The sequence below is a fragment of the Klebsiella spallanzanii genome (assembly GCF_902158555.1).
Taxonomy (GTDB): Bacteria; Pseudomonadota; Gammaproteobacteria; order Enterobacterales; family Enterobacteriaceae; genus Klebsiella; species Klebsiella spallanzanii.
The window spans coordinates 30249-49536 of the sequence record NZ_CABGGS010000010.1; the positions used below are offsets into that span (position 1 = coordinate 30249).

General features: G+C 52.3%; 18 protein-coding genes. 14 read left to right on the forward strand and 4 right to left on the reverse strand.

The annotated features are described in order from the left end of the window. The 3 genes from rng to tldD all read left to right on the forward strand — a co-directional run bounded on the left by rng (position 1) and on the right by tldD (position 7015). Positions 1–1470, forward strand: a complete 1470-nt coding sequence (gene rng, locus FN082_RS10870; protein WP_142466262.1) for a ribonuclease G — start codon at positions 1–3, stop codon at positions 1468–1470. An 88-nt stretch (positions 1471–1558) separates the two neighbouring features. After that, positions 1559–5356, forward strand: coding sequence for an AsmA2 domain-containing protein YhdP (gene yhdP / locus FN082_RS10875; RefSeq protein WP_142981554.1), 3798 nt, complete (start codon positions 1559–1561; stop codon positions 5354–5356). A gap of 213 nt (positions 5357–5569) precedes the next feature. Further along, on the forward strand, positions 5570–7015 hold the full coding sequence (gene tldD, locus FN082_RS10880; protein ID WP_139540731.1) for a metalloprotease TldD: 1446 nt from the start codon (positions 5570–5572) through the stop codon (positions 7013–7015). Between the two features lie 48 nt (positions 7016–7063). Here tldD and aaeR read toward each other — a convergent pair whose 3' ends face one another. Beyond that, complete coding sequence (aaeR, locus tag FN082_RS10885) at positions 7064–7993, reverse strand: HTH-type transcriptional activator AaeR (RefSeq protein WP_139540730.1); 930 nt, start codon at positions 7991–7993, stop codon at positions 7064–7066. A gap of 131 nt (positions 7994–8124) precedes the next feature. Between aaeR and aaeX the strand changes: the two genes are divergently transcribed. From aaeX to FN082_RS10905, 4 genes are all read left to right on the forward strand, one after another. Next, positions 8125–8328 carry a p-hydroxybenzoic acid efflux pump operon protein AaeX gene (aaeX, locus tag FN082_RS10890; RefSeq protein ID WP_002918640.1) on the forward strand — a complete coding sequence of 68 codons (204 nt, stop codon included), beginning with the start codon at positions 8125–8127 and terminating at the stop codon, positions 8326–8328. Positions 8329–8335: 7 nt separating this feature from the next. Continuing rightward, the gene (gene aaeA / locus FN082_RS10895; RefSeq protein ID WP_139540729.1) at positions 8336–9268 is read left to right on the forward strand and encodes a p-hydroxybenzoic acid efflux pump subunit AaeA; all 933 of its coding nucleotides are present in this window, start codon (positions 8336–8338) and stop codon (positions 9266–9268) included. Positions 9269–9273: 5 nt separating this feature from the next. After that, positions 9274–11241 carry a p-hydroxybenzoic acid efflux pump subunit AaeB gene (aaeB, locus tag FN082_RS10900; protein WP_139540728.1) on the forward strand — a complete coding sequence of 656 codons (1968 nt, stop codon included), beginning with the start codon at positions 9274–9276 and terminating at the stop codon, positions 11239–11241. 138 nt (positions 11242–11379) lie between these two features. Beyond that, complete coding sequence (locus tag FN082_RS10905) at positions 11380–11649, forward strand: barstar family protein (protein WP_142981555.1); 270 nt, start codon at positions 11380–11382, stop codon at positions 11647–11649. Between the two features lie 58 nt (positions 11650–11707). Here FN082_RS10905 and yhcN-B read toward each other — a convergent pair whose 3' ends face one another. The 3 genes from yhcN-B to argR form a co-directional block, all read right to left on the reverse strand. Further along, entirely contained in the window at positions 11708–11974 is a 267-nt protein-coding gene (yhcN-B, locus tag FN082_RS10910) for a DUF1471 family stress response protein YhcN-B (protein WP_004106229.1), read from the reverse strand. A 103-nt stretch (positions 11975–12077) separates the two neighbouring features. Then, a complete protein-coding gene (yhcN, locus tag FN082_RS10915) occupies positions 12078–12341 on the reverse strand; it encodes a peroxide/acid stress response protein YhcN (protein ID WP_004106226.1) in 264 nt (87 codons plus the stop codon). A gap of 354 nt (positions 12342–12695) precedes the next feature. Then, positions 12696–13166, reverse strand: a complete 471-nt coding sequence (gene argR, locus FN082_RS10920) for a transcriptional regulator ArgR (RefSeq protein WP_139540726.1) — start codon at positions 13164–13166, stop codon at positions 12696–12698. A gap of 413 nt (positions 13167–13579) precedes the next feature. On the opposite strand from argR, the gene mdh reads away from it, so the two are divergent. The 7 genes from mdh to FN082_RS10955 form a co-directional block, all read left to right on the forward strand. Then, on the forward strand, positions 13580–14518 hold the full coding sequence (mdh, locus tag FN082_RS10925) for a malate dehydrogenase (RefSeq protein WP_142463220.1): 939 nt from the start codon (positions 13580–13582) through the stop codon (positions 14516–14518). A gap of 131 nt (positions 14519–14649) precedes the next feature. Then, positions 14650–15294 (forward strand): GntR family transcriptional regulator, encoded by a 645-nt coding sequence (locus FN082_RS10930; RefSeq protein ID WP_139540724.1) that lies wholly within the window; start codon positions 14650–14652, stop codon positions 15292–15294. Further along, positions 15266–15931, forward strand: a complete 666-nt coding sequence (locus tag FN082_RS10935) for a GntR family transcriptional regulator (RefSeq protein ID WP_139540723.1) — start codon at positions 15266–15268, stop codon at positions 15929–15931. Before FN082_RS10930 ends, FN082_RS10935 begins: the two co-directional genes overlap by 29 nt. A gap of 210 nt (positions 15932–16141) precedes the next feature. Next, positions 16142–17410, forward strand: coding sequence for an SLC13 family permease (locus tag FN082_RS10940; protein WP_139540722.1), 1269 nt, complete (start codon positions 16142–16144; stop codon positions 17408–17410). Positions 17411–17442: 32 nt separating this feature from the next. Next, a complete protein-coding gene (gene ttdA / locus FN082_RS10945) occupies positions 17443–18342 on the forward strand; it encodes a L(+)-tartrate dehydratase subunit alpha (protein ID WP_000045349.1) in 900 nt (299 codons plus the stop codon). Next, complete coding sequence (ttdB, locus tag FN082_RS10950; protein WP_142981556.1) at positions 18342–18959, forward strand: L(+)-tartrate dehydratase subunit beta; 618 nt, start codon at positions 18342–18344, stop codon at positions 18957–18959. The genes ttdA and ttdB overlap by 1 nt, the downstream gene beginning before the upstream one ends. 156 nt (positions 18960–19115) lie before the next feature. Next, a partial coding sequence (locus FN082_RS10955) for an oxaloacetate decarboxylase subunit gamma (RefSeq protein ID WP_142981557.1) occupies positions 19116–19288 on the forward strand: 173 nt, incomplete at its 3' end.

Sequence of the window (19288 nt, forward strand, 5' to 3'; positions counted from 1 at the left end):
ATGACAGCTGAATTATTAGTTAACGTAACGCCATCAGAAACGCGCGTCGCGTACATTGATGGCGGTATTCTTCAGGAAATTCATATTGAGCGTGAAGCGCGACGCGGAATCGTAGGCAATATCTACAAAGGTCGTGTCAGTCGTGTGCTGCCGGGAATGCAGGCGGCTTTTGTAGATATTGGTCTGGATAAGGCCGCATTTCTGCACGCTTCCGATATTATGCCGCATACCGAATGCGTGGCTGGCGAGGAGCAAAAACAGTTCACCGTCCGCGATATTTCCGAACTGGTGCGTCAGGGGCAGGATCTCATGGTACAGGTGGTGAAAGACCCTCTTGGTACCAAAGGCGCTCGTCTGACTACCGACATCACCATTCCTTCCCGCTATCTGGTCTTTATGCCTGGCGCTTCGCATGTTGGCGTCTCTCAGCGTATTGAAAGCGAGGCGGAACGAGAGCGCCTGAAAAAAGTGGTATCTGAATACTGCGATGAGCAGGGTGGATTCATCATCCGTACCGCTGCTGAAGGCGTACACGAGCAGGAGATGGCCGCAGATGCTGCCTATCTCAAGCGCGTCTGGACTAAAGTGATGGAGCGCAAAAAGCGCCAGCAGACACGCTATCAGATGTACGGTGAACTGGCGCTGGCGCAGCGCGTGCTGCGTGATTTCGCCGATGCGCAGCTTGACCGCATCCGCGTCGACTCCCGTTTGACCTACGAATCGCTGCTCGAATTTACCGCCGAATATATACCGGAGATGACCAACAAGCTGGAGCACTACAGCGGCCGCCAGCCGATCTTCGATCTCTTTGATGTCGAAAATGAAATTCAGCGGGCGCTGGAGCGTAAGGTTGAATTGAAATCAGGCGGTTATCTGATTATCGATCAAACGGAGGCGATGACCACCGTTGATATCAATACCGGTGCATTTGTTGGTCACCGCAATCTTGACGATACTATCTTTAATACCAATATAGAGGCGACTCAGGCGATTGCCCGCCAGCTGCGGCTGCGTAATCTCGGCGGGATCATTATCATTGATTTTATTGATATGAATAATGAAGATCACCGTCGACGAGTGCTGCATTCCCTTGAGCAGGCGCTCAGCAAAGACCGGGTAAAAACCAGTATTAATGGTTTCTCCCAGCTTGGTCTGGTGGAGATGACCCGCAAGCGCACCCGTGAAAGCGTGGAGCATGTGCTGTGCAATGAGTGCCCGACCTGCCACGGCCGCGGTACGGTGAAAACGGTAGAAACGGTGTGTTATGAAATCATGCGCGAGATCGTGCGCGTGCACCATGCCTACGATTCCGATCGGTTCCTGGTCTATGCTTCTCCTGCGGTGGCGGAAACGCTGAAAGGTGAAGAGTCACACGCGCTGGCGGAAGTCGAAATCTTTGTCGGCAAACAGGTCAAAGTGCAAATTGAGCCGCTCTATAATCAAGAGCAGTTTGATGTAGTAATGATGTAATCATCCGCTTTGCTTGCTTCCAGGCTTTCGTGCCGGGACAAGAGGCAGGCAAAAGGATGACGCGTAACAGGCTGACAAGGAGAGATGCGTGAGGCGACTGCCCGGGATATTACTGCTCACCGTGGCAACATTGATTGTTGTCGTCGCACTGCTGGTGAGTGGTTTGCGTCTCGTACTGCCGCAACTGAACAACTGGCGTCCGCAGGTGCTGGAAAAGGTATCCGCGATTGCCGGCGTACCGGTAGATGCCTCACAAATTACCGCCAGCTGGCAGACTTTTGGCCCGACGCTTGATGTTCGCGATATTAAGGCCGGACTGAATGATGGCGGTGAGCTTTCCGTTAAACGCGTGACTCTTGCGCTTGATGTGTGGCAAAGCCTGCTGCACATGCGCTGGCAGTTTCGCGACCTGACTTTCTGGCAGCTTCAGGTTCATACCAATACACCTATTCAGACTAATGACGGCGGCGAAGGGCTGAAAACCGACCGTATCAGCGATCTTTTTCTCCGCCAGTTCGATCACTTTATCCTCCGCGATAGCCATCTGAGCTTTCTGACGATTTCCGGCCAACGCGCAGAGCTGGCAATCCCGCAGCTTACCTGGCTGAACGGGAAAAACCGCCATCGCGCTGAGGGGCAGCTTAGCCTCAGCAGTCTGACTGGCCAGCATGGTGTGATGCAAGTGCGTATGGATCTGCGCGATGAAGACGGCCTGCTCAATAAGGGCCGCGTCTGGCTTCAGGCCGATGACATCGACGTCAAGCCGTGGCTTGGGCGCTGGATGCAGGACAACATCGCCCTGCAGAGCGCACGGTTTAGCCTTGAAGGCTGGATGACTATCGACAAAGGCGATATCGCCAGCGGCGATATATGGCTGAAAAAAGGCGGCGCCAGCTGGCAGGGCGATAAAGATAAGCATCATCTGTCGGTGGATAATCTGACGGCGCACATCTATCGCGATAATCAGAGCTGGGGCTTTCGCATCCCGGACACACGCATCTCCATGGATGATAAACCTTGGCCACGCGGCGCGTTGTCGATGGCGTGGATCCCGGCTCAGGATGTCGGTGGAAAAAATAGCCAACGCAGCGATGAGCTGCGTATTCGCGCCAGTAATCTTAACCTGAGCGGCCTGACCGGGCTGCAGCCGATGGCGGACAAGCTGGCCCCTTCGCTGGGTGAAATCTGGCGTACGACGCAGCCGAGCGGCAAGATCAACCTTCTGGCGCTGGATATTCCGCTACAAATGGCGGAAAAAACGCGCTTCCAGGCAGACTGGAGCGAGATGTCGTGGAAGCAATGGAAGCTGCTGCCGGGCGCGGAGCATTTCTCCGGCAGCGTTGCCGGGAGCGTTGAAAACGGCACGCTGCATGCCAGCATGACGCAGGCGAAAATGCCTTATGAAACGGTCTTTCGCGCGCCGCTGGAAATTGCCAAAGGTGATGCGACCCTTAGCTGGGTGAAGAATGATAAAGGCTTTATGCTCGATGGTCGTGATATCGATGTGCAGGCTACCGGCGTTCGCGCCCGCGGCGGGTTCCGCTATCTACAGCCGCAGGGCGACGAACCCTGGCTGGGTATTCTGGCCGGTATCAGTACCAACGATGGCGGTCAGGCATGGCGCTACTTCCCGGAAAATTTGATGGGTAAAGAGCTGGTGGATTACCTTAGCGGGGCAATTAAAGGCGGCCAGGCCACCGATGCGACGCTGGCGTATGGCGGTAATCCACACCTGTTTCCGTATAAACATAACGAAGGTCAGTTCCAGGTTTCGGTGCCGCTAAAAAACGCCACCTTTGCTTTTCAGCCTGACTGGCCAGCGCTGACAGGGTTGAATATCGACCTTAACTTTATCAATGACGGCTTATGGATGAAGGCCGATAAGGTCATGCTGGGTAAAGTGGCTGCCAGCAACCTGGATGCGGTTATTCCCGACTATTCGCGTGAAAAGTTGCTGATTGATGCCGATGTTAATGGCCCGGGTAAAGAGGTTGGTCCTTACTTTGAGGAGACGCCGCTGAAGGAAACTCTGGGCGCGGCGCTGGATGAGCTTCAACTGGACGGGAATGTGAGCGCTCGCTTACATCTTGATATTCCGCTGAACGGCGAGATGACCACCGCAAAAGGTGATGTCCAGCTCAAGAACAATAATCTGTTTATTAAGCCCATTGATACCACATTGCAGAACCTGACCGGCAAGTTCAGCTTTGTCAACGGTGACCTGAAGAGCGAACCGATGAGCGCAACCTGGTTCAACCAGCCGCTGAATATTGATTTTTCAACCACTGAAGGCGAAAAAGCGTTCCTGGTGAACGTCGGGATGAACGCTAACTGGCAGCCTGCGCGTACAGGCTTGTTGCCGAAAGCGCTGGATAGCGCCCTGAGCGGCAGCGTGCCCTGGGACGGTAAAGTCGCGATCGAGCTACCGTATCGCGGTAGCGCAAACTACAAAGTGGATATCAACGGCGATCTGAAGAATGTAAGCAGTCACTTACCTGCGCCGGTCGATAAGTCGGCCGGAGAACCTTTGCCGGTAAAAATCAACGTTGATGGTGGGCTAAGCAGCTTTAACCTGACCGGCTCCATTGGCGCGAAAAATCATATTAATAGTCGTTGGCTGCTGGGGCATAAGCTGACGCTGGACCGCGCTATTTTGACCTCCGACAGTAAAGCCGTTTCACCTCTTCCCGAACAGTCAGGCGTTGAATTGAATATGCCGCCGATGGATGGCGCGCAGTGGCTGGCGCTGTTACAGGGCGGTGCGGCAAATGATGTCAGCAGTAATATGGTGTTCCCGGAGCAGGTTACGCTGCGTACGCCAGCGCTGACGATGGCGGGTCAGAGCTGGAATAACGTCAGTCTTGTCTCCCGGCCCGATGCCGGTGGGACGAAGATTGAAGCCCAGGGGCGTGAAATTAATGCGACCCTGACGATGCGCAAAAATGCTCCGTGGCTGGCGGCAATTCGCTATCTCTACTACAACCCAACTTCAGTGAAGAGCAGCGAGACGGCTACAACCAGTGGCCCGTTGGCTGACACCAAAATTGATTTCCACGGTTGGCCGGATCTGCAGTTGCGCTGCGCGGAGTGCTGGTTGTGGGGGCAAAAATATGGTCGCATCGAAGGGGACTTCAATATTAGCGGCGATACCCTGACGCTGGCGAACGGGTTGGTGGATACCGGTTTTGGTCGTCTGACGACCGATGGCGTGTGGGTTAGCGCCCCGAGCGGCGTACGGACCTCATTGAAAGGTAAGCTGCACGGTAATAAAACCGATGACTTTGTGAACTTCTTTGGCGTATCCACGCCAGTAAAAGGTTCGTCGTTTGATATCGATTATGACCTGCACTGGCGCGCGCCGCCGTGGCAGCCGGACGTTGCTTCGCTTAATGGGATCCTTAAAAGTCATCTTGGAAAAGGCGAGTTTACCGACTTGAGCACCGGCCATGCCGGTCAGCTCCTGCGCTTACTGAGCGTTGATGCGCTGTTGCGCAAACTGCGCTTCGACTTTAGCGATACGTTCAGTGAAGGTTTCTACTTCGATTCAATTCGCAGCACGGCGTGGATTAAAGATGGCGTGCTGAATACCGATGATACGCTGGTTGATGGTCTGGAAGCGGATATCGCGATGAAAGGGTCGGTAGATCTCGTCCGCCGCCGGCTGGATATGCAGGCCGTGGTCGCCCCGGAGATTTCTGCAACCGTAGGCGTAGCCGCAGCCTTTGCCGTTAACCCGATTATTGGCGCCGCGGTCTTTGCCGCCAGCAAGGTGCTCGGGCCGCTGTGGAACAAGGTCTCTATTTTGCGCTATCGCATTACCGGTCCTATCGATCAGCCGCAAATTAATGAAGTGCTGCGCCAGGCGCGGAGCGACAAAAAGCAATGATTTGACGATTGTGCGTAATTATCGCACTCTCAATAGATAGCGTTCTATACCCGTTATATTTCAAGCCGCAGATGCGTTGGCTACGCTCGTTCATCCCAGTCACATAGTTATCTATGCTCTTGGGGATTCTCTTGCTTGCCGCCTTCCTGCAACTTGAACTATTTAGGGTATCTATTTCCGCCTGAGAGGCGGCAACAAACGAGTAGCATAACGATGAGTCTGAACCTGGTAAGTGAACAATTACTGTCAGCAAACGGCCTGAATCATCAGGACCTGTTTGCCATTCTTGGCCAACTGGCCGAGCGCCGTCTGGATTACGGCGATCTCTATTTTCAGTCGAGCTATCACGAGTCCTGGGTTCTGGAAGACAGCATCATTAAAGATGGTTCGTACAATATCGACCAGGGCGTTGGCGTTCGTGCGGTAAGCGGAGAAAAAACCGGTTTTGCCTATGCTGATCAGATAAGCCGACTGGCGCTGGAACAGAGCGCGCAGGCGGCTCGCACTATCGTGCGTGACCACGGTGATGGTAAAGTTCATACCCTTGGCGCGGTGGAGCATAGCTCTCTCTATACCAGCATCGACCCGCTGCAAAGCATGAGCCGGGAAGAGAAGCTGGATATCCTGCGTCGGGTTGATAAAACCGCCCGTGCTGCCGACAAGCGGGTGCAGGAAGTTTCCGCCAGTCTGACCGGTGTCTATGAATTAATTTTGGTCGCCGCCACCGACGGTACGCTGGCGGCTGACGTTCGCCCGCTGGTTCGTCTTTCAGTTAGCGTGCTGGTGGAAGAAAACGGCAAACGCGAGCGCGGTGCCAGCGGCGGCGGCGGGCGCTTTGGTTATGACTATTTCCTCGCCCCTCAGGATGGTGAAGTGCGCGCCGATGTTTGGGCGAGAGAAGCGGTACGTATGGCGTTGGTTAATCTGACCGCCGTCGCCGCGCCTGCCGGAATGCTGCCGGTTGTGCTGGGCGCAGGCTGGCCTGGCGTACTGCTGCATGAAGCCGTGGGCCACGGTCTGGAAGGCGACTTCAACCGTCGCGGGACTTCTGTATTCAGCGGTCATATGGGTGAACTGGTTGCCTCTGAGCTGTGCACCGTCGTGGATGATGGCACCATTGCCGACCGTCGCGGCTCTGTCGCGATTGATGATGAAGGCACGCCTGGCCAGTACAACGTATTGATCGAAAACGGCATCCTGAAGGGCTACATGCAGGATAAGCTTAACGCCAGGTTGATGGGCGTGGCGCCCACCGGCAACGGTCGTCGTGAATCCTACGCGCATCTGCCTATGCCGCGAATGACCAACACCTACATGCTGGCGGGGAAATCCACGCCGCAGGAGATTATCGAATCGGTTGATTACGGTATCTATGCGCCGAACTTCGGCGGCGGCCAGGTGGATATCACCTCCGGTAAGTTTGTTTTCTCTACCTCTGAAGCCTACCTGATTGAAAAAGGAAAAGTGACGAAAGCGGTAAAAGGCGCGACGCTTATTGGCTCCGGGATCGAAGCGATGCAGCAGATTTCGATGGTGGGGAACGACCTGAAGCTGGACAGCGGCGTTGGCGTTTGCGGTAAAGAGGGGCAGAGTGTGCCGGTTGGCGTCGGTCAGCCAACGCTCAAAGTCGATAACCTTACCGTTGGCGGTACCGCCTGATACACTCTCTCTCTTCCCGGCTGCGAAGCATCGCTGCCGGGACATCAATTAACGGGCCATCCCGCGCCCGTGCATACCCTGGTAGATCTTTGCCACTTCGACAAAATAATCAGTCAGATAATTAATGCATACCTGTACCTTCAGGGGCAGCTTATCTTTCTCGGTATACAGCGCGTAAACCGGGCGCGGGTCTGACTGGTAGCTCGGCAGCAGGATCTCCAGCTCGCCGCGGTTGATCTCGTCGATCGCCCACATCAACGGAACGTAAGCGACGCCGACGCCTGCCGTCAGCCAGCGCACCAGCGTCATCGGATCGTTGGTAACAAAACGTCCCTGAGGGATCAGCTTGGTTGAGATCCCTTCCGGCGCGATAATTTCAAACTCATTATCCGGGCGAACGCTGTATTCAAGCCAGGAGTGGCTAGCGAGATCCCCTGGTTTTTCCGGGCACCCCGCATGCTGAAGGTAGCTTTTCGCCGCGCAAAGCACCATCGGCATTGAACCCAGGCGACGGGAAAAGAGGCTGGAGTCCTGCAGTGCGCCCACGCGAATAACCACGTCCAGACCGTCCGCAATCAGGTCCGGTGCGGGAATGCCGGTGACCAGATTTATTGATAATCCAGGATGCTCTTTGAGCATTTCGGCGGTTATGCGAGCCAGGACATTCTGTGCCATAGTTGAAGAACAGCCGATGCGCAGCGTACCTATGGGCGTATTGTTAAATGCGTAGAGCTGTTCGTGAACATCCTGGACTTCGAACAGCATCCGTCGACAGCCTTGATAATATATTTTTCCTGCTTCTGTTAAGCCAAGGCTACGAGTACTACGATTAAGCAGCTTTACCTGCAGTTCATCTTCCAGTTTGGCTACCGTCTGGCTGATGGAGGAAACGCTCATCTGGAGCTGGCGAGCCGCGGCGGTAAATGAACCTAGTTCAACCACTCTGGCGAAAACGGACATGCGTTTTAGTCGTTCCATTATTCACTCTGGCTTAAAAGTGATTTAGATCACACAATATAGATAAGACGGCAATTGTTACGTTACTATATTGTTAGCTGCATAATAAACGCATCGCGCATACCACCTGTACGCTTCTTACCAAGGTCATCATGAGTCTGTTTCCTGTCATTGTGATTTTCGGCTTGTCGTTTCCGCCGATCTTCTTTGAGTTGCTATTGTCGCTAGCCATCTTCTGGCTGGTGCATCGCCTGCTGGTTCCGACCGGCATCTATGATTTTGTCTGGCACCCGGCACTGTTTAATACCGCGCTATATTGCTGCCTGTTTTATCTGATATCGCGTTTGTTCGTTTGAGGTAGATGTGAAAACACTAACAAGAAATATCCTCCGTACCGCAATCACTGTGATACTGGTTATCCTGGCATTTATGGCGATTTTTCGCGCATGGGTCTATTACACCGCTTCGCCCTGGACGCGCGATGCGCGCTTTAGTGCGGATATCGTGGCCATCGCTCCCGATGTCTCCGGGCTAATTTCGCAGGTGAATATTAAGGATAACCAACTGGTTAAGAAAGACCAGGTTTTGTTCGTCATTGACCAACCCCGTTACCAAAAAGCATTAGCTGAAGCGGAAGCTGATGTCTCCTACTATCAGACCCTGGCACAAGAAAAACGCGTTGAGGCTGGTCGTCGTAACCGCCTTGGCGTTCAGGCGATGTCCCGGGAAGAGATCGATCAGGCGAATAACGTTTTGCAAACCGTTGAACATCAGCTGGCAAAAGCAACGGCGAGTCGCGATCTGGCGAAGCTGGACCTCGAACGTACGGAGATTCGCGCGCCGGCTGATGGCTGGGTGACCAACCTGAACGTTTACAGCGGCGAGTTTATCACCCGCGGTTCTACCGCCGTTGCGCTGGTGAAGCAGAATACCTTCTATGTTATGGCCTATCTTGAAGAGACCAAGCTTGAAGGCGTGCGCCCCGGTTTCCGCGCGGAAATCACCCCGTTAGGAAGCGGGCAAACCATTAAAGGTACCGTCGACAGTATCGCCGCCGGTGTGACCAACGCCAGCAGCAGCAGCGATGCAAAAGGGCTGGCTTCTATTGATTCCAACCTTGAATGGGTGCGCCTGGCGCAGCGGGTACCGGTGCGCATCCGCCTTGACCAGCAGCAGGGCAACCTGTGGCCTGCGGGGACGACCGCGACGGTAGTGATTACCGGTAAAGAAGATCGCGATACCAGTCGGATAAGTTTCTTCCAGAAACTGGCGATGCGCCTGCGTGAGTTCGGTTAATCGCCATGGGGATCTTCACCATCGAACTCCGGCATCTCCGCTTTGCCGTTAAGTTAGCATCTGCGGTGGTGCTGGCGTTATTCGTCGGTTTTCACTTCCAACTGGAAACCCCGCGCTGGGCGGTGCTTACCGCGGCAATCGTTGCTGCCGGTCCGGCGTTTGCCGCCGGAGGGGAACCTTACTCCGGAGCCATCCGCTATCGCGGGATGCTGCGTATTGTCGGGACCTTTATCGGCTGCATTGCCGCACTGGCGATTATCATCGTGATGATCCGCGCTCCGCTGCTGATGGTGCTGGTCTGCTGCCTGTGGGCGGGGTTCTGCACCTGGATCTCCTCGCTGGTGCGGGTTGAGAACTCCTATGCCTGGGGCCTGGCGGGCTATACCGCGCTTATCATTATTATCACTATCCATGAAGAGCCGATGCTGGCGCCGCAGTTTGCTGTTGAACGCTGTAGCGAGATTGTTGTTGGTATCGTCAGCGCCATCGTGGCCGACCTGCTGTTTTCACCGCGCTCGATAAAAAAAGAGATCGACCTTGAGCTGGATAATTTGTTGATCGATCAATATCGCCTGATGCAGCTTTGCGTAGCGCATGGCGATAAAGAAGAAGTTGATAAAGCCTGGAGCGCATTGGTTCGCCGTACCAATGGGCTGGAAGGTATGCGTAGCAACCTGATCATGGAGTCCTCGCGCTGGGCAAAAGTGAATCAGCGGCTGAAAGCTATCAACACCCTCTCTCTGACCTTAATTACCCAAGCCTGTGAAACCTATTTAATTCAGAATACGCGGCCAGAGATGGTTACCGATGACTATCGGGAGCTGTTTGCTGAGCCGGTTGAGACCGTTCAGGACGTTCATCGGCAGCTCAAGCGTATGCGTCGCTTTCTGACCTGGAAAGGGGAGCATAATACGCCGGTAACGGTCTACAGCTGGGTTGGTGCTGCGACGCGCTATTTGCTTTTAAAACGGGGGGTGGTTGGCAATACCAAAATCAGCCGTATTGAAGAGGAAGTACTGCAAGGGGAAGTGGTGGTAAAGGTGGAATCGGCAGAGCGCCACCACGCGATGGTCAACTTCTGGCGCACGTCTATCTCCTGTATCCTCGGTACGCTGTTCTGGCTGTGGACCGGCTGGACTTCAGGCAGCGGGGCGATGGTCATGATTGCAGTTGTCACCTCGCTGGCGATGCGCCTGCCTAACCCGCGAATGGTGGCCATTGATTTCCTTTACGGCACGTTGGCGGCTTTACCGTTGGGGGCATTATTTTTCCTCGTGATTATGCCAGCGACTCAGCAAAGTATGCTGCTGTTGTGCATCAGCCTTGCGGCAATGGCCTTTTTTATTGGTATTGAGGTACAGAAAAGACGCCTGGGTTCGCTGGGGGCGTTGGCCAGCACTATCAATATTCTGGTGCTCGATAACCCCATGAAGTTTGAATTCAACCAGTTCCTTGATAGCGCCTTAGGGCAGATAGTGGGATGCTTCCTTGCGCTGATGGTGATCTTACTGGTCCGCGATAATTCGCAGGCTCGCACCGGCCGCGTATTGCTCAACCAGTTTGTCTCGGCGGCGGTATCATCGCTGACCACGAATACGGCGCGGCGCAAAGAGAACCATTTACCAGCCCTGTATCGTCAGCTCTTTTTGTTGCTGAACAAATTCCCTGGCGATATCGCCCGTTTTCGTCTGGCGCTAACCCTGATTATTGCACATCAGCGTTTGCGCGATGCGCCTGTACCAATAAATGACGACCTGTCCGCGTTTCACCGGCAGCTGCGTCGTACAGCGGATCGGGTTATTTCCGCCAGCAGCGATGATAAGCGTCGCTACTATTTTGCTCGCCTGCTTGATGAACTGGATATCTACCAGGAAAAATTACAGCTCTGGGAAGCCTCTGCGCAGGTAACGGAGCCAGTGCGAAGGCTGGTGGATGTGTTGCATAAATACCAGCATGTGCTAATCAACAGCTAGCAGCCGGAACCGACGCGTAAAGCGTCGGTTTTTTTATCGCTATACTTACCCTCAGACTAAGAATTCCGCCACCAGAGTGGAACGACACGCTGGGATACCGGGCGATGAAGAGTTGCAGGTGTGGACAGGATGCGGGCAATGACTACCCATACCTTTGATTTTGACGAAATAGCTGAGCAGCAGGATTTTTATCGTGAGTTCTCACATACCTTTGCTTTAGAGCGTGAGAAAGTAAACAACCTTGATTCGCTGTGGGAAGCGGTGACCTGCGGACAGTTGCCCCTACCGCTGGAGATTGAGTTTATTCATTTAAGCGATAATCAGCGGCGGCGCTTTGGTGCGTTAATTCTGTTATTTGATGAAGCAGAAGAGGAGCTGGAAGGGGAGCTGCGTTTTAATATGCGATAGTGATAAAAAAAAGCCCCCGACAGGGCGGGGGCAAGTCGTCGGATAAGACGACGAGGGTTTATTTGTACAACTCAGCCGTTGCGTGCCAGTTATCGCCGGTACGGGCTTCAATAATACGGTAGCTGCTGGCGCCTTCTTTTTCAGCTTTAGCCGCCAGTTCTTGACGCATGTCCATCGGGGCGCTGCCGACCTGGGAAACGGAAACGGTACCCATGGACTGCAGATTTTGTGCCTGTTCAGCGTTCACTTGATTAACGGCGGCGTTAGCGCCGAAGGAAAGAACGGAAGCCAGACCCAGGGATGCGATGATAATTGCGCTTTTCATAATCTTTTCTCCAACCTTAATATTTTGCAGCGGCGGGAGGTTGTGATGAACCTGGGCCGCTGGAGAGATTCTGTTTCAGTTAATAACCGACAATTGTTAAATCTTATTTATACAGTTCAGCTGTTGCGTGCCAGTGGTCACCGGTACGAGCTTCAATAATGCGATAAGAAGAAGCACCTTCTTCTTGAGCTTTCTTGTTCAGCATTTCGTGCATATCCATCGGGGAAGAACTTACCGCGCCGACGGAAACGGTGCCGATTGCCTGACGGCCTTGAGCCTGTTCGCTGTTGATTGAGTCAGCGGCGAAGGCGCCAAAAGACAGAACGGAAAGGATGCTTAATGCTGCTACAGTGGTTTTGATTTTCATGATGTTCACCTCGTCGAATCTTATTGTTGGGGGTCTTTGTTTCGTGACCCTCATCACAAAATCAAGTATACACTAATCACTGAAAATATTAATACCGTGCTAATTGTTGTTCTTGTAAATAATTACAAAGAAACGTCGTTTTTATAACGTATAAGTATTAGAAATGTCATTCTTTCGCCATGTTAGTTTTTTATAGCGAATAAAATCATAAGGATAGGAAGATTTGATCTTTTGTGCGCTTAACGCGGGTTCATTAGGTAAAGGAATGTATAGAAGTGAAAAAGCACACGAAATGTTAAAGAAATGATAATTTTTTGAAGGGGAACCCTCCGGTGTGAACCAGAGGGGAGGACATCAGAGTTCCTGTTCGAACAGGACAAGAATGGCGTCGTGCAGTTCTTTAACGGTAAAACCTCTGGCCGGGGTAGTAAAGATGGTATCGTCACCCGCAATACTGCCAAGGATACCTTCAGCTTTACCAAGAGAGTCAAGAAGCCGGGCGATCAGCTGCGCAGCGCCTGGGCTGGTACGGATGACCACGACCGAATCGTTATAGTCGATATCCAGCACCAGATTTTTTAGCGGGCTGGAGGTCGTTGGGACGCCAAGCTCGGCAGGCAGGCAGTAAACCATTTCCATCTTGGCGTTGCGCGTACGTACCGCGCCAAATTTGGTAAGCATACGCGAGACTTTCGATTGATTGATATTATCGAAGCCTTCCTCTTGTAGCGCCTGTACGATTTCACCTTGAGAGCTGAATTTTTCTTCTTTAAGCAGCGCTTTAAACGCTTTAACCAGTTCTTCTTGTTTTGCCGAACTTCGCATAAGTCACCCAATTATGGTGGTAAAAACAACATCATTATGCATAAACATGCATTTTTATGCAAATAATCCGCAGAGGAGAAGCGTAAATAATGTTATGAAGGGCGCATATTTTAGCAAAAAACCCTGATAAGGAACATGCTTTCGTCACGGCCCGCAAATTGCTACAAAAGTAAATGAAATGTTATTAAATGATGTTGTTCTGCTCAATGCGCTGGGTGTATTGTAACCAACAGTCGATCCGGTACTACGCTTTGCTGGATGGTCAGTCTCAGGGAGGAAAATGCGAAGCTGCTGCATCGCTGCGCACGACCACGCATTCTTCAGCCATAATTATTGTAATTGTTCATCTTGTGAATTAAGGTCCAGGCGACGGAGTAACGAAAGACTATTTTAACCATAATAAGGAGTTTAGGATGAAAGTTGCAGTCCTCGGCGCCGCTGGTGGAATTGGCCAGGCGCTTGCCCTACTACTTAAGACCCAACTGCCTTCAGGTTCAGAACTCTCGTTGTATGACATTGCTCCGGTAACTCCGGGCGTGGCGGTTGATCTTAGCCATATCCCTACCGATGTAAAAATCAAAGGTTTTTCCGGCGAAGACGCCACCCCTGCACTGGAAGGTGCTGATGTAGTGCTGATATCCGCGGGCGTGGCGCGTAAGCCCGGCATGGATCGCTCCGATTTATTCAACGTGAACGCCGGTATTGTGAAAAACCTGGTACAGCAGATTGCCAAAACCTGCCCGCAAGCCTGCATCGGGATTATTACCAACCCGGTGAATACTACGGTGGCGATAGCGGCAGAAGTGCTGAAAAAAGCCGGCGTGTACGATAAGAACAAGCTGTTTGGCGTGACTACGCTGGATATTATTCGTTCGAATACTTTTGTGGCCGAACTGAAAGATAAATCCTCATCCGAGGTTGAAGTCCCGGTGATTGGCGGCCACTCCGGCGTGACGATCCTGCCTTTATTGTCTCAAATTCCTGGCGTGAGTTTTAGCGAACAGGAAGTGGCTGATTTAACTAAACGCATTCAGAATGCCGGGACTGAAGTTGTTGAGGCAAAAGCAGGTGGCGGTTCAGCGACGCTGTCAATGGGCCAGGCTGCGGCACGATTCGGTCTCTCTTTGGTTCGCGCCATGCAGGGCGAAAAAGGGGTTGTGGAATGCGCCTACGTTGAGGGTGACGGTCAATATGCCCGCTTCTTCTCGCAACCGTTACTGCTGGGTAAAAATGGCGTAGAAGAGCGACGCGCTATCGGCAAACTTAGTGTTTTTGAGCAACATGCGTTGGAAGGTATGCTGGACACCCTGCAGAAAGATATCGCCCTTGGCGAAGATTTTGTGAACAAATAACCTTTCGTCAAAAGAGAAGCCGGGGCCTGTGCTCCGGCTTTTTTATGCACTTCACCTGCCCCCGAATGGCTCAACCTGCTGGTAAATCTGCTAAACTCCCCGCGTCTTGACCGGTAACAAACGAGGACGTTGTGAAAAAAATCGAAAGAAAGCAGACCCGGGACCACATTACTCAGATGATCCGCTACGAGATTCTTTCCGGCAGTATGAAACCGGGGGAGGAACTCGCGCAGGAGAGTATTGCGGAACAATTGGGGCTTTCTCGTATGCCGGTTCGTGAAGCGCTACAGGCCCTTGAGCAGGAAGGGTTTCTGGTGCGTTTGCCGAACCGTCATATGCAGGTATCACGGCTAGAACCTGACCACGTTAGTCATATTTTTCGAACGATAGCGGTGATGGCGACGGAGCTTTTTTCACTGGTGCCCGCAACGGTCGGAGAGTTGCTACGACCGCGTGCGCAAGAACTTGCTCATCCTGGTGATAAAGTGCGTGAACTGGCGTTCCATCAGGCGCTGATTTCTTATATTGATAACCGCTATCTGGAAAAGATTTATCAACAATTTCTGGATGGTTATATCTCCTATGTCATTCTGTATCTGAAAGAGGATAATCAGGAGTCGGCACCGGTTCTGAGCCGCCTTATGAATGCGATTACACAAGGCGATCGCGGTGAGATTGCGCAGGAAACACAGCGTTATTTCCTCTCTCTGGCGGAAATAATGCGTCAACACATGAAGGATTGGGAAAGTGCAGAAGCCTCGATTAGGGAAAATTAAGCTTCTTTCAGCGAAAGAGCAGGTCGCCGCGGTATTGCGTAAAGCCATACTGTCGCGAGATTTGGTTGAAGGGCAAGAAATTACCCTTGAAGGGATCGCCAGTATGGTCGGCGTGTCCAGCATGCCCGTGCGTGAAGCATTTCAGATTCTGGCGGCTGATGGGCTTATCAAAGTACGTCCCAACAAAGGAGCGGTTGTTCTGGGGATTAACGAGCAGACGATTCGCGAGCATTATGAGATTCGCGCCCTGCTGGAGAGTGAAGCGGTTGCCAAAGCTTCTCGCCCCGGAACCGATATTTCGCGCATTGCCGAAGTGCATTACTCAGCGGAAAAGGCGCTGGCGGAAAATAACTCCGCTGAATATTCCGACATGAACCAGGCTTTTCATATGGAAATATGGAACGCGGCGGGCAATGGGAAAATGAAGCTGTTGCTGAGCAACATGTGGAACGGACTCTCGATGGGCCATAAGGTCACCGAGGAGGAGTACGCCACCATTTCAATACGTGAGCACAAGGGCATCTTGCAGGCTCTGGAGCAGCACAACGAAGAGCTGGCGCGTCAGCGAATGCGGGAGCATATCATCCGTTCAATGGAAAACATGTTGACGCGCTATATCGCCGAGCCTTCCGCATAATTTAAACGCCTGTACGCTCGTGACAGGCGCTCTATCTATTCTTTTTGTTTATTAATAACGCTAAGTAACTGCTTTTTTGAGATTTTGATAAAGATCTCAATCCTGACGCTTTCCTGAAAAACGCATTGACTTACTCTTTGTATGGGAATAATTTCCATTACGTCAATATTGGATACAATATCATATATCGTTGATAGGATAATTATAAATATGGAACCCATTACCATCACCCTATGTTTACTGGTGTTCGCTATAGCAATGTTCGTGTGGGAGAAAATACCGCTCGCGGTCACTTCCATGGTGGTTTGCGTGGCGTTAGTCCTCACCGGCGTGCTGGACCTGAAGCAGGCGTTCGCTGGCTTTATCGACACCAACGTCATCCTCTTTGTTGCGATGTTTATCGTCGGCGGTGCGCTATTTGAAACCGGAATGGCGAATAAAGTGGGCGGCGTGATTACGCTCTTCGCAAAGACTGAAAAACAGCTGATTTTCACCATCATGGTGGTGGTCGGCGTGATGTCCGGTTTTCTCTCCAATACCGGTACCGCAGCGGTGCTGATTCCCGTTGTTATCGGCGTCGCGGCGAAATCTGGTTTTGCCCGTTCCCGCCTGCTGATGCCGCTGGTTTTCGCCGCTGCGCTTGGCGGCAACTTGTCCCTGATTGGCGCGCCGGGCAACCTGATTGCGCAATCGGCATTGCAGAATATCGGCAGCGGCTTTGGTTTCTTTGAATACGCTAAAGTGGGCCTGCCGATGCTGGTCTGCGGCATTATTTACTTCCTGACTATTGGCTATAAATTTCTTCCCAATAATCCGAACAGCGGTGAAGTTGGCAGCGTTGGCGAGCAGCGGGATTACAGCAATGTTCCACGCTGGAAGCAGATCCTGTCGCTGGTTGTCCTGATCGCCACGATCCTTGGCATGATTTTCGAAAAGCAGACCGGTATTAGCCTTGCAGTAGCTGGCTGTATCGGCGCGCTGGTGCTGGTCGTAACCGGCGTGCTCACTGAAAAACAGGCTTATAAAGCCATTGATTCACAAACTATTTTTATCTTCGGTGGCACTCTGGCGCTGGCGAAAGCTCTTGAGATGACCGGAGCAGGAAAACTGGTTGCGGATCACGTGATTGGCATGTTGGGCCAAAACTCTTCGCCGTTCATGCTGCTGGTGGTTGTTTTTGCGCTGTCCGTCATCATGACCAACTTTATGTCCAACACCGCTACCGTCGCGCTGCTGGTGCCGGTGAGCTTATCAATTGCTGCCGGCATGGGAGCCGACCCTCGCGCGGTATTGATGGCGACGGTTATCGGTAGCTCTTGCGCCTATGCTACACCAATCGGCATGCCAGCCAACATGATGGTGTTGTCGGCAGGCGGCTATAAGTTTGTTGACTACGCCAAGTCCGGCATTCCCCTAATTATCGTTTCAACCATTGTCAGCCTGATTCTGCTGCCAATCCTTTTCCCTTTTCATCCGTAATTAACGGAAGCTGTTCTGACTAAGGAGCATTTATGAGCAAAAGTGAACAGATATCCCATATGACCGACGTTATGGCCAAGTTTGTGGGATATACCGGCAAAGTTTTGCCTGATGATGTCACTGCAAAACTGGAAGATTTGCATAAGAAAGAGACCAGTAAACTGGCCGACGTCATCTTTACTACCATGATTGAGAACCAGCGTCTGGCGAAAGAGCTGGATCGACCTTCCTGCCAGGACACCGGTGTCATTCAGTTTCTGGTGGAGTGCGGGACAAACTTTCCGCTGATTGGCGAGCTGGAAGCGTTGTTGCGTGAGGCGGTGATCAAAGCAACTGTAGATTCTCCGCTGCGCCACAACAGCGTAGAAACTTTTGATGAATACAACACCGGTAAAAACGTTGGTAAAGGTACGCCGACGGTCTTCTGGGAGATCGTTCCCAATTCCGATCAGTGCAGCATTTATACCTATATGGCGGGCGGCGGTTGTTCTCTGCCGGGGAAAGCGATGGTGCTGATGCCGGGTGCAGGCTATGAAGGTGTGACCCGCTTTGTACTGGATGTGATGACCAGCTACGGCCTCAACGCTTGTCCGCCGCTGCTGGTTGGCGTGGGCGTAGCGACCTCTGTTGAAACAGCGGCACTGCTATCGAAAAAAGCGCTGATGCGTCCGATCGGTTCGCATAACGAGAATGAGCGTGCAGCCTCGCTGGAAAAAATGCTGGAAGACGGCATTAACAAAATTGGCCTGGGGCCGCAGGGGATGTCCGGTAATACCTCCGTTATGGGCGTGAATATTGAAAACACCGCACGTCATCCTTCCACCATCGGCGTGGCGGTAAACGTCGGCTGCTGGTCGCACCGTAAAGGGCACATCGTTTTCGATAAAGATTTGAATTACACCATTACGTCTCACAGCGGAGTGAATTTCTGATGACTAAAAAAATCCTGACTACGCCAATTAAAGATGAAGATTTAGCAGATATTAAGGCTGGCGATATTATTTATCTCAACGGTCATATTGTTACCTGCCGTGACGTAGCCCATCGCCGTTTAATTGAAGGTGGTCGCGAGCTTCCGGTAGATGTTCGCGGCGGCGCTATTTTACACGCTGGCCCAATTGTCCGCCCAATTAAAGGCGAAGACGATAAGTTTGAAATGGTCTCCGTTGGACCAACCACCAGCATGCGGATGGAGAAATTCGAAAAAGAATTTATTGCGCAGACTGGCGTGAAATTAATTGTGGGTAAAGGCGGAATGGGCAAAGGCACGGAAGAGGGCTGTGCTGAACACAAAGCGCTGCACTGCGTATTCCCGGCCGGTTGTGCGGTTGTAGCCGCCGTGTGCGTGGAAGAAATTGAAGATGCCCAGTGGCGCGATCTGGGGATGCCGGAAACGCTGTGGGTCAGTCGGGTAAAAGAATTTGGCCCGCTGATTGTTTCTATTGATACCCATGGGAATAATCTGTTTGAACAGAACAAAATTATTTTTAACCAGCGTAAAGAGATCGTCGCTGATGAAATATGCCAGAACGTAAGTTTCATCAAATAAACCTGATTACGTAAATTGCACGATAATGGTGGTAATACGTTATGACGATAATAATAACCAAGGGTTCTGGCCGGGGGCGGCTCAGGGAAATCCACTCTTATTATTTCATCGTCATAAATAACACCATTATCGTGCCTCCTGCCTGAAGGCTATTTTATGACTGATGCAGCTCTGCTATTAGGTGAAGGTTTCACCCTGATGTTCCTCGGCATGGGATTCGTGCTGGCGTTTCTGTTCCTGCTGATTTTCGCCATCCGCGGCATGTCCGCCGCCGTCAACCGCTTCTTCCCCGAACCGGTCCCGGTACCGAAGGCGGCACCTGCCGCCGC